The organism is [Clostridium] aminophilum (assembly GCF_900101295.1).
Lineage (GTDB): Bacteria > Bacillota > Clostridia > Lachnospirales > Lachnospiraceae > Clostridium_R > Clostridium_R aminophilum_A.
In genome coordinates this window covers 1-26,803 of sequence record NZ_FOIL01000022.1, presented here as the reverse complement: position 1 = coordinate 26,803, position 26,803 = coordinate 1, and the positions used below count along the sequence as shown (strand labels likewise).

Annotated in this window: 22 protein-coding genes and 1 pseudogene; 5 read left to right on the top strand and 18 right to left on the bottom strand. The window is 53.3% G+C overall.

Annotated features, from left to right (window positions below; genetic code table 11):
* Nucleotides 1-38 precede the first annotated feature (38 nt).
* From BMW41_RS07325 to BMW41_RS07300, 6 genes are all read right to left on the bottom strand, one after another.
* Nucleotides 39-1,094, bottom strand: coding sequence for an electron transfer flavoprotein subunit alpha/FixB family protein (locus tag BMW41_RS07325; protein WP_074649529.1), 1,056 nt, complete (start codon nt 1,092-1,094; stop codon nt 39-41).
* Between the two features lie 29 nt (nt 1,095-1,123).
* Nucleotides 1,124-1,915: an electron transfer flavoprotein subunit beta/FixA family protein gene (locus BMW41_RS07320; RefSeq protein ID WP_031472575.1), complete on the bottom strand. Its 792-nt coding sequence runs from the start codon at nt 1,913-1,915 to the stop codon at nt 1,124-1,126.
* Nucleotides 1,916-1,980: 65 nt separating this feature from the next.
* Nucleotides 1,981-3,135 (bottom strand): acyl-CoA dehydrogenase, encoded by a 1,155-nt coding sequence (locus BMW41_RS07315; RefSeq protein WP_031472573.1) that lies wholly within the window; start codon nt 3,133-3,135, stop codon nt 1,981-1,983.
* Nucleotides 3,136-3,232: 97 nt separating this feature from the next.
* Nucleotides 3,233-4,069 (bottom strand): 3-hydroxyacyl-CoA dehydrogenase NAD-binding domain-containing protein, encoded by an 837-nt coding sequence (locus tag BMW41_RS07310; protein WP_074649528.1) that lies wholly within the window; start codon nt 4,067-4,069, stop codon nt 3,233-3,235.
* A 196-nt stretch (nt 4,070-4,265) separates the two neighbouring features.
* A complete protein-coding gene (locus BMW41_RS07305; RefSeq protein WP_074649527.1) occupies nt 4,266-5,042 on the bottom strand; it encodes an enoyl-CoA hydratase-related protein in 777 nt (258 codons plus the stop codon).
* 246 nt (nt 5,043-5,288) lie between these two features.
* Nucleotides 5,289-6,470 (bottom strand): acetyl-CoA C-acetyltransferase, encoded by a 1,182-nt coding sequence (locus tag BMW41_RS07300; RefSeq protein ID WP_074649526.1) that lies wholly within the window; start codon nt 6,468-6,470, stop codon nt 5,289-5,291.
* Between the two features lie 260 nt (nt 6,471-6,730).
* Between BMW41_RS07300 and BMW41_RS07295 the strand changes: the two genes are divergently transcribed.
* Nucleotides 6,731-8,077, top strand: coding sequence for a butyryl-CoA:acetate CoA-transferase (locus tag BMW41_RS07295; RefSeq protein ID WP_074649546.1), 1,347 nt, complete (start codon nt 6,731-6,733; stop codon nt 8,075-8,077).
* Between the two features lie 113 nt (nt 8,078-8,190).
* Here BMW41_RS07295 and BMW41_RS07290 read toward each other — a convergent pair whose 3' ends face one another.
* Complete coding sequence (locus tag BMW41_RS07290; RefSeq protein WP_083378826.1) at nt 8,191-10,218, bottom strand: VanW family protein; 2,028 nt, start codon at nt 10,216-10,218, stop codon at nt 8,191-8,193.
* Nucleotides 10,219-10,586: 368 nt separating this feature from the next.
* On the opposite strand from BMW41_RS07290, the gene BMW41_RS07285 reads away from it, so the two are divergent.
* Nucleotides 10,587-11,603, top strand: a complete 1,017-nt coding sequence (locus BMW41_RS07285; protein WP_074649525.1) for a 4Fe-4S binding protein — start codon at nt 10,587-10,589, stop codon at nt 11,601-11,603.
* A gap of 137 nt (nt 11,604-11,740) precedes the next feature.
* On the opposite strand, the gene BMW41_RS07280 is transcribed toward BMW41_RS07285, so the two are convergent.
* The 10 genes from BMW41_RS07280 to rho form a co-directional block, all read right to left on the bottom strand.
* Entirely contained in the window at nt 11,741-13,009 is a 1,269-nt protein-coding gene (locus tag BMW41_RS07280; RefSeq protein WP_074649524.1) for a 2-hydroxycarboxylate transporter family protein, read from the bottom strand.
* 116 nt (nt 13,010-13,125) lie between these two features.
* Complete coding sequence (greA, locus tag BMW41_RS07275) at nt 13,126-13,653, bottom strand: transcription elongation factor GreA (protein WP_031472557.1); 528 nt, start codon at nt 13,651-13,653, stop codon at nt 13,126-13,128.
* Between the two features lie 156 nt (nt 13,654-13,809).
* Nucleotides 13,810-15,165: a phosphoglucosamine mutase gene (glmM, locus tag BMW41_RS07270; protein ID WP_074649523.1), complete on the bottom strand. Its 1,356-nt coding sequence runs from the start codon at nt 15,163-15,165 to the stop codon at nt 13,810-13,812.
* 201 nt (nt 15,166-15,366) lie between these two features.
* On the bottom strand, nt 15,367-16,281 hold the full coding sequence (gene rfbD, locus BMW41_RS07265) for a dTDP-4-dehydrorhamnose reductase (protein ID WP_074649522.1): 915 nt from the start codon (nt 16,279-16,281) through the stop codon (nt 15,367-15,369).
* Nucleotides 16,282-16,311: 30 nt separating this feature from the next.
* Nucleotides 16,312-16,812 (bottom strand): deoxycytidylate deaminase, encoded by a 501-nt coding sequence (locus BMW41_RS07260; RefSeq protein ID WP_031472551.1) that lies wholly within the window; start codon nt 16,810-16,812, stop codon nt 16,312-16,314.
* A gap of 54 nt (nt 16,813-16,866) precedes the next feature.
* Complete coding sequence (gene prfA / locus BMW41_RS07255; RefSeq protein WP_074649521.1) at nt 16,867-17,946, bottom strand: peptide chain release factor 1; 1,080 nt, start codon at nt 17,944-17,946, stop codon at nt 16,867-16,869.
* A gap of 165 nt (nt 17,947-18,111) precedes the next feature.
* A complete protein-coding gene (locus tag BMW41_RS07250; RefSeq protein WP_074649520.1) occupies nt 18,112-19,119 on the bottom strand; it encodes a N5-glutamine methyltransferase family protein in 1,008 nt (335 codons plus the stop codon).
* A gap of 133 nt (nt 19,120-19,252) precedes the next feature.
* Nucleotides 19,253-20,284, bottom strand: coding sequence for a DUF1385 domain-containing protein (locus tag BMW41_RS07245; RefSeq protein WP_074649519.1), 1,032 nt, complete (start codon nt 20,282-20,284; stop codon nt 19,253-19,255).
* A 300-nt stretch (nt 20,285-20,584) separates the two neighbouring features.
* A complete protein-coding gene (rpmE, locus tag BMW41_RS07240; protein ID WP_031472543.1) occupies nt 20,585-20,791 on the bottom strand; it encodes a 50S ribosomal protein L31 in 207 nt (68 codons plus the stop codon).
* A 174-nt stretch (nt 20,792-20,965) separates the two neighbouring features.
* Nucleotides 20,966-22,906: a transcription termination factor Rho gene (gene rho, locus BMW41_RS07235; protein ID WP_074649518.1), complete on the bottom strand. Its 1,941-nt coding sequence runs from the start codon at nt 22,904-22,906 to the stop codon at nt 20,966-20,968.
* A 583-nt stretch (nt 22,907-23,489) separates the two neighbouring features.
* On the opposite strand from rho, the gene BMW41_RS07230 reads away from it, so the two are divergent.
* The 3 genes from BMW41_RS07230 (at nt 23,490) to BMW41_RS07220 (ending at nt 26,482) form a co-directional block, all read left to right on the top strand.
* Nucleotides 23,490-24,164, top strand: coding sequence for a uracil-DNA glycosylase (locus BMW41_RS07230; protein WP_074649517.1), 675 nt, complete (start codon nt 23,490-23,492; stop codon nt 24,162-24,164).
* A gap of 26 nt (nt 24,165-24,190) precedes the next feature.
* Entirely contained in the window at nt 24,191-25,027 is an 837-nt protein-coding gene (locus BMW41_RS07225) for an undecaprenyl-diphosphate phosphatase (RefSeq protein WP_074649516.1), read from the top strand.
* 126 nt (nt 25,028-25,153) lie between these two features.
* A complete protein-coding gene (locus tag BMW41_RS07220) occupies nt 25,154-26,482 on the top strand; it encodes a replication-associated recombination protein A (RefSeq protein ID WP_074649544.1) in 1,329 nt (442 codons plus the stop codon).
* 79 nt (nt 26,483-26,561) lie between these two features.
* Here the strand turns inward: BMW41_RS07220 and BMW41_RS14755 are convergent.
* A pseudogene (locus BMW41_RS14755) lies at nt 26,562-26,803 on the bottom strand (group II intron reverse transcriptase/maturase); the annotation flags it as partial.

Sequence of the window (26,803 nt, the reverse complement as noted above, 5' to 3'; positions counted from 1 at the left end):
ACAGCGCCGGTCTCGACTTGAAATACAGGTTTTCGCTATTAGTTGTTGTTTGCAGCCATAGCCTCTTTGAGCTTCTGAGTAAGCATCGGAACTACCTTGTTCAGGTCGCCTACGATACCAACGTCAGCAACGTCGAAGATCGGAGCTGTATCATCCTTGTTGATTGCGATGATGAGGTCAGACTCCTCCATACCAGCAAGATGCTGGATCGCACCGGAGATACCGATTGCAAAGTAAACCTGCGGACGAACTGTCTTACCGGTCTGTCCAACCTGAAGATCCTTCGGCTTCCAGCCAGCATCTACTACTGCACGGGAGCAGGAAACAGTTCCGCCAAGAACCTCTGCAAGCTCGTCAAGGATCTTGAAGTTCTCCGGAGTACCCATACCACGACCGCCGGATACAAGGATCTTTGCGTCCTGAATATCAACAGTCTCAGATACCTTCTTAACAACTTCCATGATCTGAACATACATGTTGTTCTCTGTGAAGCCCGGGTTGAACTCCTCAACCTCGCACTTGCGGCCAGCTTCCTTCGGAAGCTTCTGCATAACACCCGGACGAACGGTTGCCATCTGCGGACGGAAATCCGGGCAAGCGATGGTTGCGATGGTGTTACCGCCGAATGCCGGACGAGTCATAAGAAGCTGGTTGTGCTTCTGCTCATTCTCTTTGCCCGGGATAGCGTTGATCGGGAAATCACCGATATCGAGCTTTGTGCAGTCTGCGGTAAGACCTGTGTGGATACGTGCGCAAACACGCGGGCCAAGGTCACGGCCGATTGCTGTAGCGCCGATGAGGAAGATCTCCGGCTTGAAGTGATTGATTACTTCAGAAACAGCGTGTGTGTACGGCTCGGTTCTGTACTCTTTGAGTGCCGGATCGTCAACAACGATAACCTTGTCTGCGCCGTACTCTGCGAGCTGATCTGCAAGTCCCTTAACGCCGGAACCTACAACAACAGCTGTAACAGTCTCGCCGAGGTCATTTGCCAGGGATTTGCCCTTTCCAACGAGCTCGAAAGCGATGTTGCTGAGTTTGTTGTCTACCTGCTGTGCGAAGACGAATACGCCTTTATATTCTTTGATATCCATTCTATTCACCACTCTCTTCTATAGTCTGATCAGATAATATGCTTCTGTGCCAGTGTCTCAACGATCTTGTCAGCTGCAGCAGCCGGATCAAGCTCGAACTTCTGTCCAGCGCCCTTTCTAACCTTATCGGAAGCCTTCGCGATCTTTGTCGGAGAGCCTGCAAGTCCGAGGTTGGAATCAAGAACGTCCTTCAGATCTGCTCTGTGCCATACAGTGATGTCCTTTGCATAAGCATCGAAGATGCCGCCCGGAGTCATGTATCTCGGCTCGTTAAGCTCTGCGAGAGCTGTTACAAGGCACGGAAGCTGTGCCTTTACAACGTGATATCTGTCGTCGTACTGACGCTCAACAACGATGTACTTCTCAGCCTCGTTAACCTCTACGATCTTCTGAGCGTAGGAGATTACCGGGATCTGAAGATGCTCGGAGATCTGCGGACCTACCTGAGCGGTATCGCCATCGATCGCCTGACGGCCTGTGATGATCAGATCATATTCAAGATTTCTCAGTGCACCTGCGATAGTCTGGGATGTTGCCCATGTATCAGCACCGCCGAGAACACGGTCGGTAACAAGGATACCCTCGTCAGCGCCCATTGCCATAGCCTCACGAAGAACTTCCTCAGCCTTCGGAAGACCCATGGTTACAACGGTAACGTGTGCGCCGTACTGATCTTTCAGTCTAAGTGCTGCCTCAAGTCCTGCCTTGTCATCCGGGTTCATGATGGCAAGCATTGCGCCTCTGTTAAGAGTGCCATCCGGGTTAAACTTAACTCCGCCTTTGGTATCCGGAACCTGCTTAATGCATACTACAATTTTCACGGTATATTCACTCCTTATTCTTATGATTACATATCATTCGATACGTCGTCTTGTCGCTTGTTTTATCAGTCTTTCAGAATGTTACCGGAGATAACCATTCTCTGAACCTCAGATGTTCCCTCGTAGATCTCGGTGATCTTCGCATCACGCATCATACGCTCAACATCGTACTCCTTCATGTAGCCGTAACCACCGTGGAGCTGAACAGCCTTTGTTGTAACTTCCATAGCGGTCTCTGCTGCATAAAGCTTCGCCATAGCTGCCTCAACGGAGAATACCTTCTGAGTATCCTTCGCCATAGCTGCTCTGTAAACAAGCATCTGAGCTGCCTTTGTCTTTGTAGCCATGTCAGCAAGCTGGAACTGAGTGTTCTGGAACTGTGCCAGAGTTCGTCCGAACTGCTTTCTCTCCTTAACGTACTCGATGGTTCTCTCGAGTGCGCCCTCTGCAAGACCAAGCGCCTGAGAAGCGATACCGATACGTCCGCCGTCCAGAGTGTGCATTGCGATCTTGAATCCCTGTCCAAGAGATCCAAGGAGGTTCTCCTTCGGAATACGGCAGTCTGTGAAGATCAGCTCGTATGTCGCGGAAGCGTGGATACCCATCTTGTTCTCTTTTGTTCCGAATGTGAAGCCCGGAGTTCCCTTCTCAACGATAAATGCAGAGATTTCCTTCATCATTCTTCCGTGCTTCTCTACCTTACCGGTAACAGCGATAACGATGTAGATATCAGCCTCTTTACCGTTTGTGATGAAGCACTTGGAACCGTTCAGAACCCACTCATCACCGTCAAGAACAGCCTTTGTCTGCTGACCCTGAGCATCCGTACCAGCACCCGGCTCAGTAAGTCCGAAAGCGCCAAGCTTCTCGCCGGAAGCCAGCGGTCTGAGGAACTTCTGCTTCTGCTCTTCTGTACCGAACTCCCAGATCGGGTCGCCGCACAGAGAAGTGTGTGCAGATACGATAACTCCTGTGGTACCACAAACCTTGGAAAGCTCCTCTACACACATAGCGTAGGTAAGCTCATCAGCTCCCTGGCCGCCGTACTCCTTCGGGAACGGAATTCCCAGGAATCCGTATTTCTGCATCTTTGCTACTGTCTCTCTCGGGAATTCTTCTGTCTCATCGATTTCCTGAGCGAGCGGTTTTACCTCAGTCTCGGCGAAGTCATGGAATAACTTTCTCGCCATTTCATGCTGTTTGTCCAGTGTAAAATCCATGTTTCTTGTCCTCCATCATAAAATATATACCTTTTAAAGGGCGGCTGTAAAAACCGCCCCAGCGGCCACATTCAGAACTCGCATGCGAGTCCGCGGATCAATACTTGTAGAAACCTTCTCCGGTCTTGCGTCCGAGCTTTCCGCCGCGAACCATCTTTCTCAGAAGCGGTTCCGGACGATACTTCGGATCACCAGTCTCAGCCTGCATTACTTCCATAATAGCAAGTACAACATCCAGACCGATCAGATCGCCGAGTGCCAGCGGGCCCATCGGGTGGTTTGCGCCAAGTTTCATAGCGGTATCGATACCCTCAACAGAAGCGATTCCCTGTGCATAGATACCGATTGCTTCATTGATCATCGGAATCAGGATACGGTTGACAACAAAGCCCGGTCCCTCGTTGACCTGAACCGGAGTCTTGCCGATCGCTTCACTGATCTCTACAATCTTATCGACAATTTCCTGCGGAGTATTAAGGCCTGCGATAACTTCAATTAATTTCATTACCGGAGCCGGGTTAAAGAAGTGCATACCGATAACCGGTCTGTTAACGCCCTTGGAAACCGCAGTTACGGAAAGAGAAGATGTGTTAGTCGCAAAAATGGTCTCCGGCTTGCAGATCTTGTCCAGTTCCTGGAATGTCTGCTGCTTAATGGCAAGGTTCTCGATTGCAGCTTCTACAACGAGATCCGCATCTCCGCAGATATCCTTCAGTCCTGTCTTGATCTTTGCGATGATCGCATCAGCCTGTGCCTGCTCCATCTTGCCCTTGGAAACCAGTTTCTCCAGGTTCTTCTGGATCTTAGCCTTGCCGCCGTCAGCAAATTCCTGCTTGATATCGCAGAGATATACGGTATCGCAGCCTTCATACTGTGCAAATGCCTGTCCGATTCCTGAACCCATAGTTCCAGCGCCAATAACAGCAACCTTCATTTTGAAATCCTCCTACTTAATTAAACCGGATACTCACGATGAATCATCAGATCGTGAGAGGATCCGTAACACACAACTGTCATTTCTGTTAGTTAAATCTGTGTCAATAGATCCGCCAATAACTATAATAATAGAAACAATGTTAATTTGCAAACAATATCTGTAAAAATGTCATAAGAAGAATGAATACCATACATTAGTTGTTTGTAAATTTCTTCTCTTTTCTCTTCTCGAGGAATGCGCCCATTCCTTCCTGCTGATCGTGTGTCTCGAAGCAGATACCGAATGCTCTCTCCTCAACCAGCTTTCCGCCTTCGATCGGAAGAAGACGTCCTCTGTGGATTGCCTCCTTGGAAGCGCGAACCGCGATCGGCGCATTTGCCGCGATCTGCTTTGCGATCTTTTTCGCAGCATTCAGAACTTCGCCAACCGGATGTACGCTGTTTACCAGTCCGATGCGATATGCCTCGTCGGACTTGATGTTGCGGGCGGTATAGATCATCTGCTTTGCCATACCTTCGCCGACCATACGGATCAGTCTCTGTGTTCCGCCGAATCCCGGTGTGATTCCGAGGCCTGTCTCCGGCTGACCGAATACCGCATTCTCGGAACAGATACGGATATCGCAGGAAAGGCAGAGCTCACATCCGCCGCCAAGTGCATATCCGTTTACTGCTGCGATAACCGGAATCGGGAACTTTGCAAGGTTTTCAAAAACATTGTTTCCCTTAACGCTGAATTCCATCGCCTCTCTGGAGTTGAGATTCTTCATCTCAGCGATGTCTGCACCGGCAACAAAGGACTTATCGCCCGCACCGGTTACAATCAGACAGCGAACGGTATTGATATCAACTTTTCTGAGAACATCCCGCAGTTCATCCAGAACCGCAGAGTTCAGTGCATTCAGCACTTCCGGTCTGTTGATTGTGATGATTCCGACCGAATCTTCGACTTCATAAAGAACAAGACTCATTTCCTTTTTCTCCTCTTTGTCCTATCGCCATACCATACTTGTCGGCTCTGAGTCCGATCATACCTCACAAGGTTTATCAAAATTCAGAAACCTACGGATTCTGCCTTGCTGGAACACACAATCCGCCGCTCACAGCCCGGATCGGCTGATAGGCCCCGTTCCGTGCAAATGCTTTACTGTGTTAAAGTTCCATAAAGCAGAAAGGGCAGGTTCTGCGATACTCTGCAGAACCTGCACCGAATTATATTAGTCGCGCTCTACGATTGTAGCGCATCCCATGCCACCGCCGATGCACAGAGTAGCAAGGCCTCTCTTCAGATCCTTAGCTTCCATCTCGTGAAGAAGTGTAACAAGGATACGGCAGCCGGAAGCACCAACCGGATGGCCGATTGCGATTGCACCGCCGTTCGGGTTCAGCTTCTCGAGATCAAAACCGAGTTCCTTGCCTACTGCAACGGACTGTGCAGCAAATGCTTCATTTGCCTCGTATACATCAAGATCAGATACCTTAAGGCCTGTCTTTGCAAGAACTTTCTTTGTTGCAGCAACCGGACCGATACCCATGATGGTCGGATCAACGCCTGCAAGCGCACCGCCTACCCATGTTGCCATCGGCTTGATGCCGAGTTCTTTTGCCTTCTCTTCGCTCATAACAACAACTGCTGCTGCGCCGTCGTTGATACCGGAAGCGTTTCCTGCTGTGGTAACACCGTCTGCGTTGATCGGCTTAAGCTTTGCAACGGAATCGTATGTGCAGCCTACGCGGATGCCTTCATCGGAATCTACGACCGTAACAGCACCCTTCTTGCCCTTTACCTCAACCGGAACGATCTCCTTCTTGAATGCGCCCGCAGCCTGAGCAGCCTCAGCCTTGTTCTGGCTCTTTACTGCGAACTCGTCAAGCTCTTCGCGTGTAAGATTCCACTTTGCAGCAACATTGTCCGCTGTGCGGATCATGTGATAATCGTTAAATGCATCCCAAAGAGCATCCTTGATCATGGTATCTACCAGAACACCATTGTTCATTCTGTAACCGAAACGTGCCTTCATCAGCGCGAACGGTGCCAGAGACATGCTCTCCATACCGCCTGCAACCACGATATCAGCATCGCCTGCAAGGATCATGTCTGCTGCCATATTTACACAGTTAAGACCGGAACCGCAAACAACGTTGATGGTAACTGCCGGAACCTCGATCGGAAGTCCAGCCTTCAGTGTTGCCTGTCTTGCAACGTTCTGTCCCTGACCTGCCTGGATTACGCAACCCATAAGAACTTCGTCAACCATCTCCGGTTTTACGCCTGCACGGTTGAGTGCCTCCTTGATAACAACAGCACCAAGTTCTGCTGCCGGTACTGTGCTGAGCGCACCGCCCATCTTACCAACTGCTGTACGGCAAGCGCTTGCAATTACGACTTTCTTTGCCATAGTGTAGAATCCTCCTTAAGATACGTCCGCCGATCCCCTACCGGAATCGACACTTATTCATCATAGCTTCCTCATTATATCGCAATGCATAAAACGTGTCAAAGCATTCGGCGGATTATTATAGTTATTTTACAATTTATTATGTCGGTTTCTTTCCCTTCCATTGTGTTTAATTGACAATGTTTTTTCGCGATGTTACACTTGAACAGGCTATCTATAATAATTTGCCTACTATAATAAAGAAAGACAAGGTGAACAGAATGGATTTTCAGAAAATGTACCAGGAAAAGCTGGTTTCTGCCGCACAGGCTGCTTCTGTTGTAAAATCCGGTGACTGGGTAGATTACGGATGGACAACCGGAACTCCGGTGGCAGTAGACCGTGAAATTGCCAAGAGAATGCCGGAACTTCACGATGTGAACTTCCGCGGCGGTATCCTCTGCTGGGTACCGGAGATCTTCAAGATCGAGAATCCGGGTGAGCATCTGGCATGGAACTCCTGGCATCTGAGCGGTATCGAGAGAAAGGCTGTCAAGGCAGGCTATGCTTATTATGCTCCGATCCGCTACTGCGAACTCCCGAGATACTACCGTGACGGAAATGTTCCGACGCCGGATGTCGCCGTATTCCAGGTTGCTCCGATGGATGAGCACGGCTACTTCAACTTCGGTCCGAACGCCTCCCACCTGGCCGCTGTATGCGAGACAGCAAAAAAGGTCATCGTTGAGGTCAACACCAATATGCCGTACTGCTTCGGCGGAACCGAGTCCGAGATTCACATCTCCGACGTCGACATGATCGTGGAAGGTGAAAACCCGGCCATCGCAGAACTCGGCGGAGGTGGAGAGCCGACCGATGTGGACCGTGCCGTGGCAAACCTCATCGTTCCGGAGATTCCGAACGGTGCCTGCCTGCAGCTCGGCATCGGCGGAATGCCGAATACCGTCGGTGCCATGATCGCAGAGTCCGATCTGAAGGACCTCGGCGTTCACACCGAAATGTATGTTGACGCGTTCGTCGATATTTACAATGCCGGAAAGATCACCGGCGCCAAGAAGAACATCGACAAGGGCCGTCAGGCTTATGCGTTCGGTGCCGGCACCAAGAAGCTCTATGACTTCCTGGATCACAACCCGGGCTGCATGAGCTCCTGTGTCAACTACACCAACGATCCGTACGTTGTCGCTCAGCTTGACAACTTCATCTCCATCAACAATGCGGTTGACATCGACCTCTTCGGTCAGGTCAACGCCGAGTCCAACGGCTTCCATCAGATCTCCGGAACCGGCGGTCAGCTCGACTTCGTCATGGGCGCATACATGTCCAAGGGCGGAAAGAGCTTTATCTGCATGTCCTCCACCTTCCAGCCGAAGGGCGGCGAGCTGCAGTCCCGTATCCGTCCGACACTGGCGGAAGGTGCGACAGCCACCGATCCGAGAACCGCTACCATGTACGTGGTAACCGAATACGGCATGGTCAACCTGAAGGGCTGCTCCATGTGGCAGAGAGCCGAGCGTCTCATCAGCATCGCGCATCCGCAGTTCCGCGATCAGCTGATCAAGGATGCCGAAAAGATGGGCATCTGGAGAAACTCCAACAAGAGATAATTTTCATCTTAGCGAAGAAAGTCCCGGGGCATCGGATATCACCGACGCCCCGGGGCTTTTTTCGCTTTTTTTCTTATTTTTCTTTTTCCGGTTGATCCGGACGGTCCCGGCAATCAGTTCGCCGCGGTCGGCGCGCCGGCATGCTGTACCACCGCATGAGCGGTAGTTTCATCCGCCGGATGCTTGGCTTCCGCTTCCGTGGTAGCCGCTGCCGTCGTCTTGTGCTCACTCTCTGTGGAATGTGCAGCGGACGCAGCCGTTGTCTCGCTGCCCGGCGCCGTCGGCTCTGCCGTCTCTCCTGCCGATCCGGACTCGTTCTCAGCCGACTCACTCTCGGAAGAAGATTCCCCGGTTCCCTTCAGGAACGTCGGCGTATGGCCCTTATAATTGGTTGTGTGATCCAGCTTGCGGGACGACTCTTTTCCGTCTTTTGTCACCACTTTGTATACTTCCCAGACGCTTCCGGCGGTTCCCTTGGTCGGGGTTCCGGTTGTGATCTCCTGCGGCTCCGCCATCGGAAGATCCTTGACCTTTTTGGATTCCAGAGACCATTTTTCTCCGTCTTCCAGAACCGGCACTCCATAGATGGATACGGTGCAGGTGCGGTCCGAATAAGATGCGCGGATACCGATTGCATGGTCGGAATTGTTGACAAACCGGTAATCCGGCCCGCCCCAGGAAACGGTTGCGTCCATACCCGGTGTTACATAGCTCGGCTCAAAGGTGTGGGATCTGCGGTAGGTCGTGGTAAGACCTGCGCGGAATACTGCATTGAAGAGAGTCGAGGAAACCTGGCATACGCCACCTCCGATCTCCTGTACAACCTCACCGTTGTTATACGCGCCTGCCGCGCCGAAGCCCTTTGCCTCGGTCCGCTCACCGACCGTCGTGTTGAACGAGAATTCCTCACCCGGACGGAGCACGGTTCCGTCGATGGCCTGCGCAGCCAGCTTGACATTCTTGTTGCGGACTTCATTGGCCGTAGTGTGCGTAGTGAATGTCGCCATGGTCTTATACTTATCTTTGGAGGATGCAGCCGATCCGGAAACCACTTCTCCGTCCGCCTTGATCTCCGCGGAATAATCACCGTCCTTCATCGCTTTCGCAAGTTTTTCGGCGATCTTGTCGCTGTTGAATCTGTATCCGTCCTCAAATCCGCCGAACACCCACTTACCGGTCTCTTTGTTCAGGGAAGCGATGTCGCCGTTCTTTGGCTTGTCCTCCCAGATCACAGCCAGCTGGGAAGCATATTCCTTGGCCAGCTTATTAAATTCCGGAAGTTCCAGTGTATAGTCCGCTTCCTGCGCAGCAGTCTCCGCGCCGCTCTGCAGTTCTGCGGTCGCAAGAGCCGCATCGGTGGTGCGGTTGATCCGGATGCCGAGTTTTTCTTCATAGATTTTATCGAGAAGAAGATCGATCTCCTCTCCGATCACATCCGGAACTTCAAACTGTTCCTTCTCCGGCATGATGGTGACATTTGCCAGCGGATCATCGACTTCCACCTCGTAGACGGTACCCTCGGAATCCGCACCGGTCTCTTTCTCGGCTTCCGCCTTCCGGGAAATGGTCGGCATCTTGAAGTTATCCAGATCCGGGTTGGTGTTCAGAACCTTCATGGACCAGCTGTAAGTCTCTTTCAGTTTCTTTCCGGCTGTCTCCCGGTCGAGTCCCTTCAGGTTGAGAACCGCCTTATCGCCGCTTCCCTTGATCGCAGAATAATCGACGAGAACATCCACAGCCATCTTCTCTTTGGAAATCGTCTCCTCCGCACTGGTCTCCGAAGTCTCGCCGCCTCCGTGTCCCTTGACTGCCGCGATGGCAATGGCCACAATAATGAGAGCCGCCAGAACACCTGCCAGAATGAAAATACCTCTGTCGTTTCTGCGTCCCTTTCTTCCGCCGGATCTTCTGCCGGAGCCGCCTCTTCCGCCGCGGTAATGCTCACCGGATGTTCTGCGATCATAATTCCGGGTGGAATGGCTCATTCCGACTCCGTTTCTTGACGATGACCGTCCGGAGGACCTTGCGCCTCTCGTCTCTCCGTTCGCGTTTCTTCTCGCCCCGCTGCCGGCTCTGCCTTCTGATCCTGCATGTCTGTAATTTCTCTCTGATGAATCCCTGCGCTCGCTGTAATTAGACATTATTCTCCCTTAAATCCGCTCCGCATCCGACCCGAATGCAATCCCATACGGTTCATTTTTCCGGTTAGCGGATTAAAAACTACATATTTATATTATCGGGTCTTTTTTAAGCCCGTAAATAAAATAATAATCTTTTTAATCGTCCCGTGCAACCTGTTTTCAGCATGAAATCCATGACAAAAAAATGAACATGCGCAGGGCGAAAACGGTCATTATCCCCAAAAAGGCGAAGCGCCCTTGACTTTGCATTTTCCCCATAATAGAATCACTGCGTGGCTGTCCTAAAATATGTCACGTAATGAGCCACATTTAAGATTTTTTACTGATTTTTACGTTTTCGTAAGCTTTACTCTGTTTCTGAGGTAGACATGCAGGCAAATATTTTCCGGATTCACTCCGTTCCGCTGCCTGACGGCGGTCTGAATACCATTATATCCTTCCACGGGTGTCCGCTTCGCTGCTCATGGTGCAGCCGCACCGCACCGGCAAAACCCACCTCGATCCTCTGGGATGACAAGAATTGTCTTTACTGCGGTCTGTGTGAGCAGCTTTGCCCGACCGGAGCGATCCGTTTTCAAAAAGGAAACGGAAAGGGGAATTTTTCCTTTGATGCATCGAAATGCTGTCTTTGCCTTGCCTGTGTCAACAACTGTCCGACACGCCGTCTCGGCTTTGCCGAGGAGATGATCGATTCCGAAGAAATCATCGCGGCGATCCGGTCGCATGCGGTCGAATATCAGCGCGGCGGCGAGATCAGCTTCCAGAATGTCAACACCGACAATCAGGTGCTTTTCACCGTGGAAGTTCTGAAAAAATGCCGTGAAATGAATCTCCGCACGTCCGTCTATACGACCGGTTTCCTCCACTCGCTGCCCTTCACGACACTGGCGCGGTGGGCAGATTCCGTCTCCATCGACCTCAAACACTACGACGAGAAAAAACATATTCAGTACACCGGCGTCTCCACCCACACCATTCTGGCCAATCTGGATGCGGCGGTGATGATGGATCAGCTCTATGAAGTCCGCATCTCCATCATCAAAGGCGTCAACGACACGCTTTTCGATGCCAAACAGTTTGGAACGCTTCTGACCGAACACGGCGTCCGGAATGTCTGTCTGGTGGATTTTGTCATGATGAACACCCATCAGTTCACTCTGGAAAATGCGGCAAGCGAGCGCGCGATCCATGCAAGCGCATCGTTTCAGGACGGTGAGTCCAAGCCAAACGATTCCGATTTTACCGCCGCGCATATCCGGCTTCTTCGATATGCCGCCTTCCTCCGCGGCTACGGCCTGAACGTCCGGGTCGCAACCCCGCTTCCGAACCGGGAAACCAAATGTACCGAAGAACTGAAGATCACGCCCCGTCGAGAACACGCCTGATCAGGCGGAGCGTTTTATGTCCCGGGAGATTTCCTAATGAAATAAAAAACTTCCCGCAGAAAGACCATTCCTTGCGAATCCTCTTTCTGCGGGATTTTTTCTTTGCTCTTCTATTCTCTTCTTTTTCCCGGAATTTCTCACGGCATCATCTGGATGAGCACACCGCCGATCGTCAGCATAAGCGCACCGCAGGACCGGGTTACGATCTGCGCAAAGGGCAGAAGCTCCATGCGTCCCGAGCTGCTGAGAACGGCGACATTGCCCGAACCGCCCATGTTCGTCGTGCACATGCCGGCAGCAATCGCGGATTCAATGGGATAAAATCCCACCATTTTCCCGACGGCGGCTGCGGTAAGCGTAATCACCGTCTCCACCAGAATAATGATCACCAGATAGAGCGGCGTGATCGTGGAAAGAATGGTCCTGAGATCAATGAGTGTAAAACCGATGCCGGTGAGCGCCGCTGCGGTCCATGCTTTGATCGCAAACTGCCCCCATTCCCGGGTTGCATCCTCAATCTTCTCGCTCAGAAGACCGGTTCCCTTAACGAGAACCACCAGAATGATCATCCAGGCATAAGTGGGAATGATGGTCACAAACCGGTGGAGCACCGCACCGAGCTGATAGAATGCCAGCGCGATGAAAAGTCCGGTCAGAAGATTCTGAAAGGTCGGCTTCATCGGCGGTCTCTCCGGAACCGGCTTTCCGTCATTGACAAGATTCCCTCCGCCGGAAAGTTCCGGGCGCTTTTTCCCGAGGCGGTCCGCCAGCGCACCGTAGATAATCGCAATGACATTGCCGAGGACCGTCGCCGGAGCAATTCTGGTGAGAATCTGTCCCGCATCCGCGCCGGTCGCCTGCGCATACATCCCAGAGAGCGGGACCGCCCCTGCCGTCATGCCGCCGCTCGTCATGGGAATGCCGATATAGAGAAGACTCTCCAGAAAAGAATTGCCGAGAAACAGTCCCAGAATGCAGACAGCCGCCATGCCTGCGGCAATGGCGGTCACCGCGGTGGGGAGAATCTTTACCGTTGCCCGGAGAAGAAGCCCCCGGTCGATGTTAAAGAGGCTCCCCGTGATCAAGGCTGCGATATAGAATACCAGAAATCCCTGACGGTTGACGAACTCATCCATGATGGCCAGCGACGAATCCGGAATCAGACCGCACGCGCGGACCACCGCCGCGCCGAGAATGCAGATGACGGATCCTCCGAGATACGTCCGCACAACCGGAGCATGATTTCCGATGTAATTGAACGCCTCACCGAAAACCATCAGGGCGATCATGCCGCCCACCATTCCCTCCGGGAGCGCATCGGTATACATCGCGGCCACCGTCAGCCCCAGAATGATCAGATAGAGTCTGACCGGAAAGCCCGCAATTTCAGCCGGTCCTTTTTCCATACGTTTGTCCCTCCGGGATCAGAAAGGCTCCCGGTTCGTCCGGGTTCCCGTCTGATCCGCCAGTAAAGTCTGAATGTCACCCTTCAGACTTCATTCCTGTGATTTCCGTCAAATATTCAGTAGGTGCCGATCTCATCCGTCGGAAGATTTCCCGTCTTTTCGATCTTTGTGATCTCCACATCATAATCGTAAATGTGTTCTCTGCCCACGTTGTCCTTCGAGTGAACATGAACCGTCACGGTATCACCGACTTTGTGGCCTAACAGCGCACTTCCGATCGGAGAACCGATGGAGACGAGATGCTTGAGCGCATTGGCGCGGATACTGGTCACAATGCGGTAGGTCTCGTCTTCCTCTTCGTCGAGATTGTAGACGGTAACCGTGTCGTTCATGCCGACCTCATCCGGTTTGGACTCGTCCGAGATCACTTTGGCGAATTTCAGAACGTTCTTCAGATATTTGATCCGTCCCTCGTTCTTACCTCTCGCCTGTTTTGCGGCATGATACTCGAAATTCTCGCTCAGATCTCCCTGGGCTCTCGCCTCTTTCACTTCCTGAAGAATCTGCGGACGGACTTCCAGCTCGCGGTGACGGATCTCCGCCTCGATCTTGTCAACATCCGCCTGAATCAGTATTTCTCCCATAATCCAACCTCTTCCATTGATACAACGGGTAGGGAAGATACACTCTCCCCTACCCGATTTATTTATACAGCTAACTCGCCAAAGCCCACGCCCCGGTGAGCCCCCGACGACTGCCGCCAAACGCTCGAAACTCGCAGAGCGTGTTGCATCCCGATCTTATTCGATGGTCAGTCCGCGCTCTTTCAGCACCCTGATCACACTGTCCACATGCATATGGCAGATCTCATCCGTCTCCGCTTCCACCATGACACGGATCACCGGCTCGGTGCCGCTGGGGCGAAGAAGAATTCTTCCGGTATCACCGAGGGCTGCGGTTACATTTTCCACCGCTTTCTGCACTTCCGGATCCGCCTGTGCCTCATTCTTGTCCTTCACGCGGACATTTTTCAGAACCTGCGGGTAAATGGTGACTTCCGCCGCCATCTTCCCAAGGCTTTCTTTCTTCTCCAGCATCGCCTCCATCACCTTCAGGCTCGTCACGATACCGTCGCCGGTGGTCTCATACTTGCTGAAAATGATGTGGCCGGACTGCTCGCCGCCGAGAACATATCCGTTCTTCGACATATTCTCGTATACATATTTGTCGCCGACCGCCGTCTTCTCATAGCGGATGCCTTCCCGGTCCAGCGCCTTGTACAGGCCGAAGTTGGACATGACCGTGGTCACAATGGTGTTGCCCACGAGCATTCCGTTTTCTTTCATGTATTTGCCGCACACATAGAGAATGCGGTCGCCGTCAACCACCTCGCCGTTTTCATCCACCGCAAGGCAGCGGTCCGCATCGCCGTCGTAGGCAAAACCGACGTCCATGTGATGTTCCACGACGTATTTCTGAAGTCCCTCGATGTGGGTGGAACCGCAGTCGGTGTTGATGTTGAAGCCGTCCGGCTGATCGTTGATCGCATAAGTTTCTGCGCCGAGAGCGTCAAACACGTTCTTGGCAACCGAGAATGCGCTTCCGTTGGAGCAGTCGAGGGCAACGCGTTTTCCCTTGAAGGAGCGGGTTGCCAGAGAGATCAGATAGCCGATGTAACGGTTTCTGCCCGCCGCATAGTCAACCGTACGACCGATGCGGTCGCGCTCCGCCAGCGGAATCTCGCCGGACTCTCCGTCGAGATATGCCTCGATCTTCTCGATCACGGACTCCTCCAGCTTTTCGCCGCTGCCGTTGATCACCTTGATTCCGTTATCGTAATACGGATTGTGGCTTGCGGAGATCATGATTCCGCAGTCAAACTGCTCGGTTCGGACCACGTAGGACACGCTGGGCGTCGTCGTGACGTGAAGAAGATACGCGTCCGCACCGGATGCGGTCAGCCCCGCCACCAGTGCATATTCAAACATATAACTGCTTCGTCTGGTATCCTTGCCGATGACAATGCGGCACACCTCGCCGCGTGCCTGCTGTCCGTAATACCAGCCGAGAAAACGTCCGACCTGGAAGGCTTTGTCCACGGTCAGTGTGACATTGGCTTCGCCCCGAAATCCATCCGTACCAAAATACTTACCCATTTTTTCTCCTCCGGGATCAGGCACCCGCCGGACTGATCCGGCTGCGTGTCCGATCCGCCTGTATCGTCTGAAAAACCACTTTCAGCCCTGATCTTCCGCTCCGCCGTTTCCGGACCTGCGCGGAATATCTTCTATTATTCTTATTTTTTTTAAATTTTATTCCTTGAATCTTATTCTTTGATTCTTATTCCCTGATCCTTCTCATTCCCCGATCTGCTCCAGATAGCGCTTCAGCGCATCCTTCCAGTCCGGAAGCGGTTTGAATCCCTCCCGCACCAGCTTGGAACGGTCGAGACGGCTGTTGAACGGACGGGCCGCCTTGGACAGACCATATTCCGCAGTGGTAACCGGCGTCACCCGGGTAGTCATGCCGGCCTGACGGTAGATCTCACAGGTAAAATCATACCAGGAAATGTATCCGCCCTCGTTGGTCGCATGATAATATCCGTATTTCTCGGTCTCCGCCATATCCACCAGAAGTCTGGAGAGATCAAGCGTGTAGGTCGGTGTGCCGATCTGATCGTTGACAACACGGACCTCATCGTGAGTCTTTCCGACATTCAGCATGGTCTTGATGAAATTCTTGCCGTTCAGACCGAATACCCATGCGATGCGGACGATAAAATAGCGCTCCAGCGTCTCACTCACGGCAAGCTCACCGCCGAGTTTTGACTTTCCGTATTCATTGAGCGGCGCGTAGTCTCTGCAGTCCGGATCCCACGGCTCGGTTCCCTGTCCGTTGAAGACGTAGTCGGTGGAAATGTAGATCATCTTGCTTCCGATCTTCTTTGCCGCCCCGGCAATATTCTTTGTACCGTCCACATTGATGGCCCGCACCTTCGCCTTCTTGTCCTCATCCTCCGCCAGATCCACGGCAGTCCATGCCGCACAGTGCACAATCACATCCGGCTTCGCCTCGGTGATGGCTTTCTCCACCGCCTCGCGGTCCGTGATATCCACCGATACATACGGCATCCCGGTCACGGCGCTTCCGTCCGCAATCCCGGCGTATTCCGGAGCAATGTCGCTTCCGACGCCCTCATATCCTCTCGCAGCAAGTTCATTCATCACATCGTGGCCGAGCTGGCCGCCGACTCCCGTCACAAAAAATTTCATGTCATTTCCTCAATTCTATCTCTCAATATCTTAATATCCGAATTCGCCGTCCACGGTCTCGTCATTCTGAACCCAGTCTTTTTCCACGTCCACAACGCGGTACTGGTCCTTGGAATCACGGATGTACACTTTTTCAATGCCGGCGTTGATGATCATGCGCTTGCACATACTGCAGCTGTTCGACTCCCGGATATACTCGCCTGTCTTTGCGTCCTTTCCGCAGAGATAGAGGGCCGCCCCCAGCATACGGTTCCGCGGCGCGGAAATAATCGCATTTGCCTCGGCATGGACGCTGCGGCAGATCTCATAGCGCTGTCCCCTTGGAACGTGCAGTTTTTCCCGCATACAGGTTCCGATATCCGTACAGTTGGCTCTGCCGCGCGGTGCGCCGACATATCCGGTCGAGACCACTTCATCCTCATTCACGATCACGGCGCCGTATAGTCTTCTGAGGCAGGTTCCTCTCTGCAGAACCATCTCGGCAAGATCCAGATAATAATTGATCTTGTCGCGTCGCTGCGTAGCTTCCATCGTTTATCCTCCATGTCTTCGCCGGGCATCCCGGCTTTCTTCATACTGTCTCCGTCACATCGATTCCGAATTCATCTGCGCAAGCTTTTCCGCCTGATCCGCCGCGATCAGACTGTCCAGAATCTCATCCAGATCCCCGTTCATAAACTGATCAATCTTGTAGATGGTCTTCTTGATCCTGTGATCCGTGATTCTTCCCTGCGGGAAATTGTAGGTACGGATTTTCTCCGAGCGGTCCCCCGTTCCGATCTGGCTGCGGCGGTTCGCCGCCTCCTCGCTCTGTTTTTTCTGCAGCTCCAGATCATAGAGTTTGGAGCGCAGGAGCGCAAATGCCTTCGCGCGGTTCTGAATCTGTGACTTCTCCGTCTGGCTGTAGATCACGATCCCGGTCGGGAAATGGGTCAGTCTCACCGCGGAATCCGTGGTATTGACGCACTGGCCGCCGTTTCCGGAGGCACGCATCACATCGATCCGAATGTCCTTCTCATCGATTTTGACATCGACTTCCTCCGCCTCCGGCATGATCGCCACCGTCGCGGTGGATGTGTGAATCCGTCCGCCGGACTCGGTCACCGGAACGCGCTGCACGCGGTGCACGCCGCTCTCATAGCGCAGACGGGAATAGGCACCTTTTCCCCTGATCATAAAGTCCACTTCTTTAAACCCGCCGAGTCCGTTCTCGCTGAGGTTCACCATCTCGGATTTCCATCCGCGGCTGTCCGCATAATGGATATACATGCGGTAGAGTTCCGCGGCAAACAGCGCCGCCTCGTCGCCGCCGGCGCCGGCACGGATCTCCACGATGACATTTCTCTCGTCGTTCGGGTCCTTCGGCAAAAGCAGGATCTTCAGTTTTCCGGCAAGTCTCTCCGTGCGCTCTCTGGCATCAGAGAGTTCTTCCTTCGCCATCTCGCGCATCTCTTCATCTTTTTCTTCTTCGAGGATCTGAAGGCTCGCCGCCTCATCCTCGCAGGCCTGTCTGTATTCCCGGTAAGTATCCACGATCGGTGCCAGATCGGCCTGATCCTTCATCAGTTTCTGAAACCGCTGCGGATCCATGGCTGCATCCGGGCTGGAGATCAGTTTCATCAGCTCTTCGTAACGCTTTACGAGATCGTCCAGTCTGTCAAACATCCATTTCCTCCTCAATATCATCCTTCCGCGTTCCCATCGGTGCTGCGGCTGTCTTCACAGGTGCAGCCGCTCCACAGACGGCACCGTCTTCCACCGGCCGGACGCCGGAATTCTCCTCTTCATCGCAGTTCCTTTCGGACGTTCGCCCTTGTTTTTCCTGCGAAATTAACTATACTCTGCGGTCACGACACGGTCAAGTCCGCCCAGATCTTTCAGCACCCGGATATCGGAATATCCGGCCTTCTCCAGAAGCCCGGATACACTTTCCGCCTGATCGTAACCGATCTCATAATACACTCTTCCGCCGCGCTCCAGACAGCCCGCGGCTTTTTCCGCGAGAATCCGGTAAAAACGGAGTCCGTCCGCATCCCCGTCCAGTGCGATCCTCGGCTCGTGGTCTCTCACCTCCGGCATCAGCGTCTCACAGTCTGCCGACGGAATATACGGCGGATTGCTGACAATCACGCGGTATTTTTCGCCCTCCGGGACTGCGCCGAAAAGGTCCCCCTCCCGGAGAATAAATTCCCGCTCTTCCGTCCCGCCTCCTGCGGCGAGTTCCATCCTGCCGTTTTTCGAGAACAGCCCCGTGAGCCGCATCTCCAGCGGATCGGCCGTGACATTCCGAACCCGGCTTGTCAGTATTCCCTTCTGTACGGAAAGAATCTTTTTCGCGTTCGTCCGGGCGATGTTCAGCGCGTCTCTGGAGATATCCACCGCCTCGACTTTCCGGTATTTCCCGTGATATGCAAGACTGATGGCAATGCATCCCGATCCGGTACAGAGATCCAGAACGCCGGCCTCCGGATCCGGCACATCCGCCAGAACCGCTTCCACCAGCGTCTCGGTGTCCGGTCTCGGACAGAGCACATGCTCATTGACCGCAAATTCCAGTCCCATAAACCAGGCGCTTCCCAGAATCTGCTGAAGCGGAATCCGCTCCGCACGTTTTCTCAGGTTTTCCCGATACGTGCTGCCGCATTTTTCCAACAGTTCGCTTCTCACCGGCCGGTCCGCATCCAGATAAAAATGCGTCCGGCTGACGCCAAATGCCGCAGACAGAAGTTCGAACGCATCATGTTCCGCGTCCGGAACCCCGGCTGCCTCCAGAACCGCGATTCCGTCATTCAGAATCTCTCTCCATGCCGGTCCGCTTTCCTCCCGTTTCAGGATCAATGCCGTTCATCTCCTTCCTGTTTCTGCCGTTTTCCGATTGTTTGCCGCTGTTTATCGTTGACTTTTCCTCTCGGTGCAGCGCCTCTTCTTTCGGCATTCCTCCGGCGCCCTTTTCAGACAGTTTCCTGCCCGGTCAGCCCGCCTTTTTTTCGTCCGCTTCAATCTTCCACGGGCCGTCCGCCGCGTCCGTCACGCGGACCTCCGGCCGGGAAATCGTCTCCGGAATTACCGTGTCCGGAAAGTTTTCGCGGAGATACGCCTTCCAATCGAAGACCGCCTCGGTCGCCGCGATTGCAACTTCGATCATAGAATCATCCGGTTCCGTCGTGGTCAGGGCCTGCATGCAGAGTCCCGGCTTCGCAATGATGTCAGAAAGCTTTGAACTGCTTCGTCCCGCGGCCTGCAGAACCTCATAGGAGATTCCGGCGATGACCGGAACCAGAACGATCCGGCTGATGATCCGCGCGGCGATCCCGTCCACCCGGACCACCATGAAAACCAGAATGCTGATCATCATGACAATCAGCAGAAAACTTGTGCCGCAGCGCTTGTGTTCCTTGGAACTTGAGCGGACATTTTCCACCGTCAGCGGAAGTCCATGTTCAATGCAGTTGATGCATTTGTGCTCGCCGCCGTGGTACATGAAAGTACGCCGGATATCTTCCATGCGGGAGACCAGTTTGATGTACGTCACAAAAATCAGAACGCGGATCAGTCCTTCCAGAAATGCAATCAGCGTTTCCGACTCCGTCAGCTTCCGGAACACGCCGGCAAGAAGGAGCGGAAGCACCATGAAAATCCCGATCGCCGCCGCAAAGGAAAACACCATGACAGCCGCCATGATGACCTTTTCCAGCTTCTCTCCGAAGACACGGTCCAGAAACTTTTCAAACCGGGACGGCTCCTCTTCCTCTTCTTCCATGCCGTACACCTCGGCCGAAAAATTGAGTGCTTTCGTGCCGACGATCATGGAGTCCGCAAACCGGAACACTCCGCGGATAAACGGCAGCCGGAGAAGCTTCGACTTCTCCGTCATCGAATGATAGGTATCCTTTCTCACTTCGATCCCGCCGTCACTCCGCCGGGCCGCAACGGCGAAAGCGTTCCGGTTCATCATCATGATGCCCTCGAGAACCGCCTGTCCGCCGATTCCTGAATATTTCATATCCTTACTTTCCCTCTCTGTACGCCCCAAAACATGCTCTGCATATTCATGCGTTTCGCCTGCAAATCTTTGCGCACCGGGCGTATGGCCAAACGCATATTACATATGCATCGTCATTTTTTCTCTCCGACATGCTTCTTTCGAAGTCCCCCCATGTCCGGAAGAAACCGGTTTTTCCGCTTCAGCGGCGTGCGCTGCCCCGCGGAGCGTTTTGTTTCATAGGGAATTTCGGAGAAATTTCCCATGAAACAAAACAGGGGGCCGAGTTCTGAGAACTCAACCCCCCGGCAATTCTTTTGATTATGCGTTCTTGATTCCGTACTTACGGTTGAATGCATCGATACGTCCACGGATGGAAGATGCCTTCTGCTGTCCGGTATAGAACGGATGGCACTTGGAGCAGATCTCGACGTGGATTTCCGGCTTTGTGGAACCTACGGTAAACTCGTTGCCGCAGTTGCATACTACCTTAGCCTGCTGATACTCTGGATGGATTCCTTCTCTCATTTCTTTCACCTCATTTTGAAAAATATGTGCGATTTCCGACCGCTTGTGTCGTTGTTGTCAGGTCCTGCACATCCTTTTCCGTAAGACAACTCACGCAGATATCAGGCCCGCTGATGTCAGCTCAGTACAACAGCTCGAATAGTATATCATGACAAATGGCAAAATGCAAGCGTTTTAGAACATTCTCCTGCGTCTTGTGAGTGCCACAAATTCCGAATTGTTTTTGGTGTGGGCGAACAGATCCAGAATCTTCTCCACCGAGTCTTCCGGCCGCGTCGAGTTGGTCGCGCGGTGGATGATATCGGACGCCTCCTGTTCTCCCGGAGTGAGAAGAAGATCGTCTCTTCTCGTTCCGGTCGCCAGAATATCGATGGCCGGGAAGATGCGCTTTTCCGAGAGTTTGCGGTTCAGCACAATCTCCATGTTTCCGGTTCCCTTAAACTCCTCGTACACCACGTCGTCCATCCGGCTTCCGGTATCGATCAGAGCAGTCGCCAGAATCGTGAGACTTCCGCCCTCACGGATATTTCTCGCCGCGCCGAAGAACCGTTTCGGCATATAGAGTGCCGCCGGATCCAGACCGCCCGAAAGCGTTCTTCCGCTGGGCGGTACCGTCTGGTTGTAGGCTCTGGTCAGTCTCGTAATGCTGTCGAGAAGAATCATGACATCGCGGCCGTGCTCCACCAGTCTTCTCGCTCTCTCGATTACCATCTCGGATACGCGGCGATGATTGTCCGCCTGCTCATCGAAGGTGGAATAGATTACCTCCACCTGAGAGCCGGTCACCGATTCTTTCATATCGGTAACTTCCTCCGGACGCTCATCGATCAGAAGAATGATCAGATGCATTTCCGGATACTGCTCGGTCACACTCTTGGCCACCTGCTTTAAAAGGGTGGTCTTTCCGGCTTTCGGCGGAGACACGATCATGCCTCGCTGTCCCTTTCCGATGGGGCTTAAGAGATCCATCACGCGAAGCGCCACGGAGTTCTCTTCATTCGGGCGTTCCAGCCGGATACGCTCATTCGGGAAAATCGGCGTCAGGTCGGCAAACTTCGGTCTTCTGGCCAGTGTCGCCGCCGGATAGCCGTTGACATCATTGATATAGAGCAGTGCGCCGAACTTCTCGGTCGCGCTCTTAACCCGCTTTCTTCCGCGGATCATATCACCGGTCCGGAGTCCGAAGCGGCGGATCTGGGACGGTGCCACGTACACATCATCCTCGCCCGGCAGGAAGTTTTCGCATCGGATAAAACCAAAGCCCTCCTGCATGACCTCCAGAATGCCGTGTGCCTCCACGCCGCTGTCCAGCTCGTTGAAATCCGGTGCTTTGTTCTCCTGCGCACGGCCCGGCACGGAGTTCTCATATGTACGGCTGTCGTTCATACGGTTTTCCGGGGCCCGCTGCTCCGTTACGCGCATTTCACCCGCCCGGTTGTCTGTCCGATTCTCCGCCCGGTTGTCTGTCCGGTTCTCCGGCCGGTTGTCCATCCGGGTTTCCGGCCGGTTCTCCGGAAGTCCCGGCTCAGCGGTGCGGATCTCCACCGCTCTCTGCTCCGCCGGTGCATCCATCTCATTCCGGGCCGCCGGAGTCCGTTTCTCATAACTGCGCTCTGTCCGCTCATTTCTCGAATTGCGCACGATTCGGGCATTCCGGTTCAGCGCATTTTTTCCGTCCGGTCTTACCCTGCCACTGTCTCCCGTCTTCACACGGTTCGTCTGGGTGCGCGAACCGCCGGTTCTGGACGCATACTCCCTCCGCTCCGGCCGTCTTGCAGTGGGACCCGTCTCTGCGGAGTCCGGTTCGTTTCCCATCCGCGTAGCATCCTCCGGCGCCTTATATCCCGCGCGTACCCTTTCCGCGGCAGGCCGTGCAGACCGTGCCGGCACAGTCTCCGGGGCGTCGTTTGCAGCCGGAGCGGTATTCCGGACACGCTTTTGCGGGCGTTCTGCCGCCTTAGGCACAGATTCCGTTTTTTCCGCAGCCGGAGCGCTCTCCGCCGTCAGTTTCTCGATCAGTTCCGCTTTGCGGAGTCCGCTGGTGCCGGCAATCCCCCGGTCCTTCGCCAGTTTTCTCAGTTCGACCACGGAAAGATCTTTCAGTTTTTCTTCCATTCTCTGTACTCCTGTTTCCGAGCCGCCGTCGGGCGGCGTTTTCCGTCACTGAATCATTATCTTTATTGTCTCAAATATCTGATTTTCCGCCCGATCATCCGCATCTCCCGCATCCGCGGCAATTGCCGGGACATATCAGACAGGGTACTTACACCTTCACAGAAGTTCACTCTGTCCAAAAAGGGATTTTCTGAAACGATGCCGGATTGGGTTTTAGAAAACACAAAATTCATCTGATTGTGTCAGATTGTTCGAAAAGATATAAAGAAGGCAAATCCACCCGGCCCGAAAAAAGCCTCCGCGCGGTCTCACCATGACGGCATAACAGCCATGAGAATATGCGTCGATATGTGGATTTCCATGGTACGCACCAAATCCGAAATCACCTGCCTCTGCCTGTGATTTCGCCAGACGCTCCACCAATAAGAATTCATATGTCTTATTATATTCATTCCTTTCGCAATGTAAAGAAGTGAATTGTGATTTTTTTTGCAATATTGTTTCGTTTCGATTACAATTATAGAAGTATGCAGCTTTAAATCCGCAGAGTATTTTTTCATTTATTTTTTATCAGGAGTGCGCAATGGGTGCGATCGAAAATGACTGGCTGGAACCGCTGAAACCGGAGTTCTCCAAGCCATACTACAGGAATCTTTACTATACCGTCAAAAAAGCATATGAGACCGGAGCCGTATACCCGGCGGCCGGCGATATTTTCAACGCCTTCCAGTTTACCCCGCTTTCCAACGTAAAAGTGGTGATTCTGGGACAGGATCCGTATCACGAGCCGGGACAGGCGCACGGACTCTCGTTTTCGGTGAAACCGAATATCCAGATTCCGCCGTCTCTCGTCAACATTTATCAGGAACTTCACGACGATCTCGGATGCAGTATTCCGAACAACGGTTATCTCAAAAAATGGGCGGATCAGGGCGTCCTTCTTCTGAACACCGTCCTCACCGTGCAGGCGCACCGCGCCAACTCCCACAGGAATATCGGCTGGGAGGCCTTCACCGACGCGGCGATCCGTGTATTGAACGATGTGGACCGTCCGATTGTCTTCCTTCTTTGGGGACGTCCCGCCCAGGCGAAAAAGGCCATGCTGACGAACCCGAATCATCTGATCATCGAATCACCTCATCCGTCCCCGCTGTCCGCCTACCGCGGTTTCTTCGGAAGCCGTCCCTTCAGCCGGGCCAATGATTTCCTGAAATCACACGGAGTCGAGCCCATCGACTGGCAGATTGAGAATATCTGAAATAACCGCAAGGAGAATCTGTTCCTATGATCATTGAAATGTTAAAAGTTCTTCTCCTCGGCATTGTCGAGGGTTTTACCGAATGGCTCCCCATCAGCAGCACCGGACACATGATCCTTGTGGATGACCTGATCCGGCTCAATGTCAGCGCGCCATTCCGGGAACTGTTCATGGTTGTCATTCAGCTCGGCGCGATTCTCGCCGTCTGCGTGATCTATTTTCACCGGCTGAATCCGTTCTCGCCGAAAAAAACGAAAAAGCAGAAGGGTCTGACCATCCAGCTGTGGATCAAGATCATCTGTGCCTGTGTCCCGGCAGCCATCGTCGGTGTCTTTCTGGACGAAATTCTGGATCAGCTGATGAACGGTTTCGTGGTGGCTTCCATGCTGCTCCTCTACGGCGTCTTTTTCCTTCTTCTGGAAAAACGCAATGAAGATGCGGAATTCCCCATCGACCGGATCAGCCGCATGCCGCTGTCAACCGCCATGCTCATCGGATGCTCCCAGATTCTCGCCATGATTCCGGGAACCTCCCGTTCCGGCGCAACGATCCTCTGCGCCATGCTGCTGGGCTGTTCCAGAGAGCTCTCTGCAGAATTTTCCTTCTTTCTCGGCATTCCGATCATGTTCGGCGCCAGCGGTCTGAAGATTCTGAAGTTTTTCCTCAAGGGAAATATGTTCACCGGCGCGGAGTTCCTGTATCTGGTTGTCGGTATGGCTGTCGCATTCATCGTCTCGGTCCTCTCGATCCGTTTCCTGATGCGATACATCAAAAATCATGATTTCCGCTTCTTCGGATACTACCGGATCGTGCTCGGCGTCATTGTTCTCGTCTATTCGGGAATCACCGCCCTGATCGCCTGATCCGGGATGCGGGAAATGTTTCCGACAACATCCCGCGAAGTGTAACCGGTCAAACCGAATTGCCAGATCCGATACGGGCGCAGATTGATCTGTCCCGTATCCGGTCTTCGAGGATAACATATGGATATGAACTTATTTGATTATATGAGTCAGAAGACGATGGAAAATGATGCACCGCTGGCGTCCCGCATGCGGCCGCAGAATCTCGACGAAGTCGTCGGTCAACAGCACATCATCGGTCCGGGAAAACTTCTCTACCGCGCCATCAAAGCGGACAAACTCGGATCTCTCATCTTCTACGGCCCGCCCGGTACCGGAAAAACAACATTGGCACAGGTCATCGCCCACACGACCAAATCCCGTTTTGAGCAGATCAACGCCACCACCGCCGGAAAAAAAGATATGGAGGAGGTGGTCCGCCGGGCCAAAGATGAGCTGGGCATGTACCAGAAACGCACCATTCTCTTCATCGACGAAATCCATCGCTTCAACAAGGGACAGCAGGACTACCTTCTTCCTTATGTGGAGGACGGAACCGTCACGCTGATCGGCGCCACCACCGAAAATCCGTATTTTGAGGTAAACGGCGCTCTTCTGTCCCGCTCGCGGATCTTTGAGCTGAAGCCGCTGGAAAAAGAGGATATCGTCACTCTCCTGCAGCGGGCGGTCAAGGATACCGAAAAGGGAATGGGAAGCTACGGGGCGGTCCTTGCGGATGACGCCGCGGACTTTCTCGCCGACATGGCGGGCGGTGACGCCAGAGCCGCGCTGAACGCTTTGGAGCTGGGCGTTCTCACCACGGAAAAGAGCGGCGACGGCAATATCCACATCACACTGGAAGTGGCGGAACAGTGTATTCAGAAGCGGGCGGTCCGCTACGACAAGAACGGCGACAGCCACTATGACACCATCTCCGCATTCATCAAAAGTATGCGCGGATCGGATCCGGATGCGGCAATCTACTATCTCGCCCGGATGCTCTATGCCGGAGAAGACATCAAATTCATCGCGCGCCGCATGATGATCTGCGCCGCAGAGGATGTGGGACTTGCGGATCCCAATGCCCTGAACATCGCCGTCTCCGCCTCTCTCGCGGCGGAACGCGTCGGTCTTCCGGAATCCAATCTGATCCTCGCGGAAGCGGCAGCCTACATCGCATCCGCGCCGAAGAGCAACTCCACCACCAATGCGATCTTCGCGGCGCAGAACGCAGTGGCAAAGGGAAAACTCGGTCCGATCCCGCCCCATCTTCAGGACGCGCATTACAAAAGTTCCGGGAAACTGGGCCACGGCATCGGATACAAGTATTCCCACGATTTTCCGAACCACTATGTCACACAGCAGTATCTTCCGGACGATCTGGTGGGCACAGTCTTCTATGAGCCTTCCGGCAACGGATATGAAAAAAAAATTGCCGAATGGATGGATTTCATCCGAAAAGAAGCCGGCGAATAACGAGACGAATCGAGTAGGAGGGAGTGATTAGCTCCCGTCCTCTCACAGCACCGTACGTACCGTTCGGTATACGGCGCTTTCAATAGTTGACGTGCACAGACTGATAGGCTGTGGCTAAATCATAAAAGCCACTGTTTATCAGTCTTTCTTTTGATAAGGCACGGTTAACCGCACCCATACCAGACACAAACCAATAGCCTCTACGGCTGTTGGCTGTGATATGTGCATAGTATTCGGGTATCCCCAGTTTAATAAGATTCCTCTTCTTAGTCTTGGGAAGTTTCCACTGTTTCCATATGCACATGCGTATTCTGTGATAGA

What these genes read in the sequence shown, in the direction of transcription:
- BMW41_RS07325 (WP_074649529.1), bottom strand. Translation starts at nt 1,094, where the DNA reads ATGGATATCAAAGAATATAAAGGCGTATTCGTCTTCGCACAGCAGGTA.
- BMW41_RS07315 (WP_031472573.1), bottom strand. Translation starts at nt 3,135, where the DNA reads ATGGATTTTACACTGGACAAACAGCATGAAATGGCGAGAAAGTTATTC.
- BMW41_RS07310 (WP_074649528.1), bottom strand. Translation starts at nt 4,069, where the DNA reads ATGAAGGTTGCTGTTATTGGCGCTGGAACTATGGGTTCAGGAATCGGA.
- BMW41_RS07305 (WP_074649527.1), bottom strand. Translation starts at nt 5,042, where the DNA reads ATGAGTCTTGTTCTTTATGAAGTCGAAGATTCGGTCGGAATCATCACA.
- BMW41_RS07300 (WP_074649526.1), bottom strand. Translation starts at nt 6,470, where the DNA reads ATGGCAAAGAAAGTCGTAATTGCAAGCGCTTGCCGTACAGCAGTTGGT.
- BMW41_RS07295 (WP_074649546.1), top strand. Translation starts at nt 6,731, where the DNA reads ATGGATTTTCAGAAAATGTACCAGGAAAAGCTGGTTTCTGCCGCACAG.
- BMW41_RS07290 (WP_083378826.1), bottom strand. Translation starts at nt 10,218, where the DNA reads ATGTCTAATTACAGCGAGCGCAGGGATTCATCAGAGAGAAATTACAGA.
- BMW41_RS07285 (WP_074649525.1), top strand. Translation starts at nt 10,587, where the DNA reads ATGCAGGCAAATATTTTCCGGATTCACTCCGTTCCGCTGCCTGACGGC.
- BMW41_RS07280 (WP_074649524.1), bottom strand. Translation starts at nt 13,009, where the DNA reads ATGGAAAAAGGACCGGCTGAAATTGCGGGCTTTCCGGTCAGACTCTAT.
- greA (WP_031472557.1), bottom strand. Translation starts at nt 13,653, where the DNA reads ATGGGAGAAATACTGATTCAGGCGGATGTTGACAAGATCGAGGCGGAG.
- glmM (WP_074649523.1), bottom strand. Translation starts at nt 15,165, where the DNA reads ATGGGTAAGTATTTTGGTACGGATGGATTTCGGGGCGAAGCCAATGTC.
- rfbD (WP_074649522.1), bottom strand. Translation starts at nt 16,281, where the DNA reads ATGAAATTTTTTGTGACGGGAGTCGGCGGCCAGCTCGGCCACGATGTG.
- BMW41_RS07260 (WP_031472551.1), bottom strand. Translation starts at nt 16,812, where the DNA reads ATGGAAGCTACGCAGCGACGCGACAAGATCAATTATTATCTGGATCTT.
- prfA (WP_074649521.1), bottom strand. Translation starts at nt 17,946, where the DNA reads ATGTTTGACAGACTGGACGATCTCGTAAAGCGTTACGAAGAGCTGATG.
- BMW41_RS07245 (WP_074649519.1), bottom strand. Translation starts at nt 20,284, where the DNA reads ATGAAATATTCAGGAATCGGCGGACAGGCGGTTCTCGAGGGCATCATG.
- rpmE (WP_031472543.1), bottom strand. Translation starts at nt 20,791, where the DNA reads ATGAGAGAAGGAATCCATCCAGAGTATCAGCAGGCTAAGGTAGTATGC.
- rho (WP_074649518.1), bottom strand. Translation starts at nt 22,906, where the DNA reads ATGGAAGAAAAACTGAAAGATCTTTCCGTGGTCGAACTGAGAAAACTG.
- BMW41_RS07230 (WP_074649517.1), top strand. Translation starts at nt 23,490, where the DNA reads ATGGGTGCGATCGAAAATGACTGGCTGGAACCGCTGAAACCGGAGTTC.
- BMW41_RS07225 (WP_074649516.1), top strand. Translation starts at nt 24,191, where the DNA reads ATGATCATTGAAATGTTAAAAGTTCTTCTCCTCGGCATTGTCGAGGGT.
- BMW41_RS07220 (WP_074649544.1), top strand. Translation starts at nt 25,154, where the DNA reads ATGAACTTATTTGATTATATGAGTCAGAAGACGATGGAAAATGATGCA.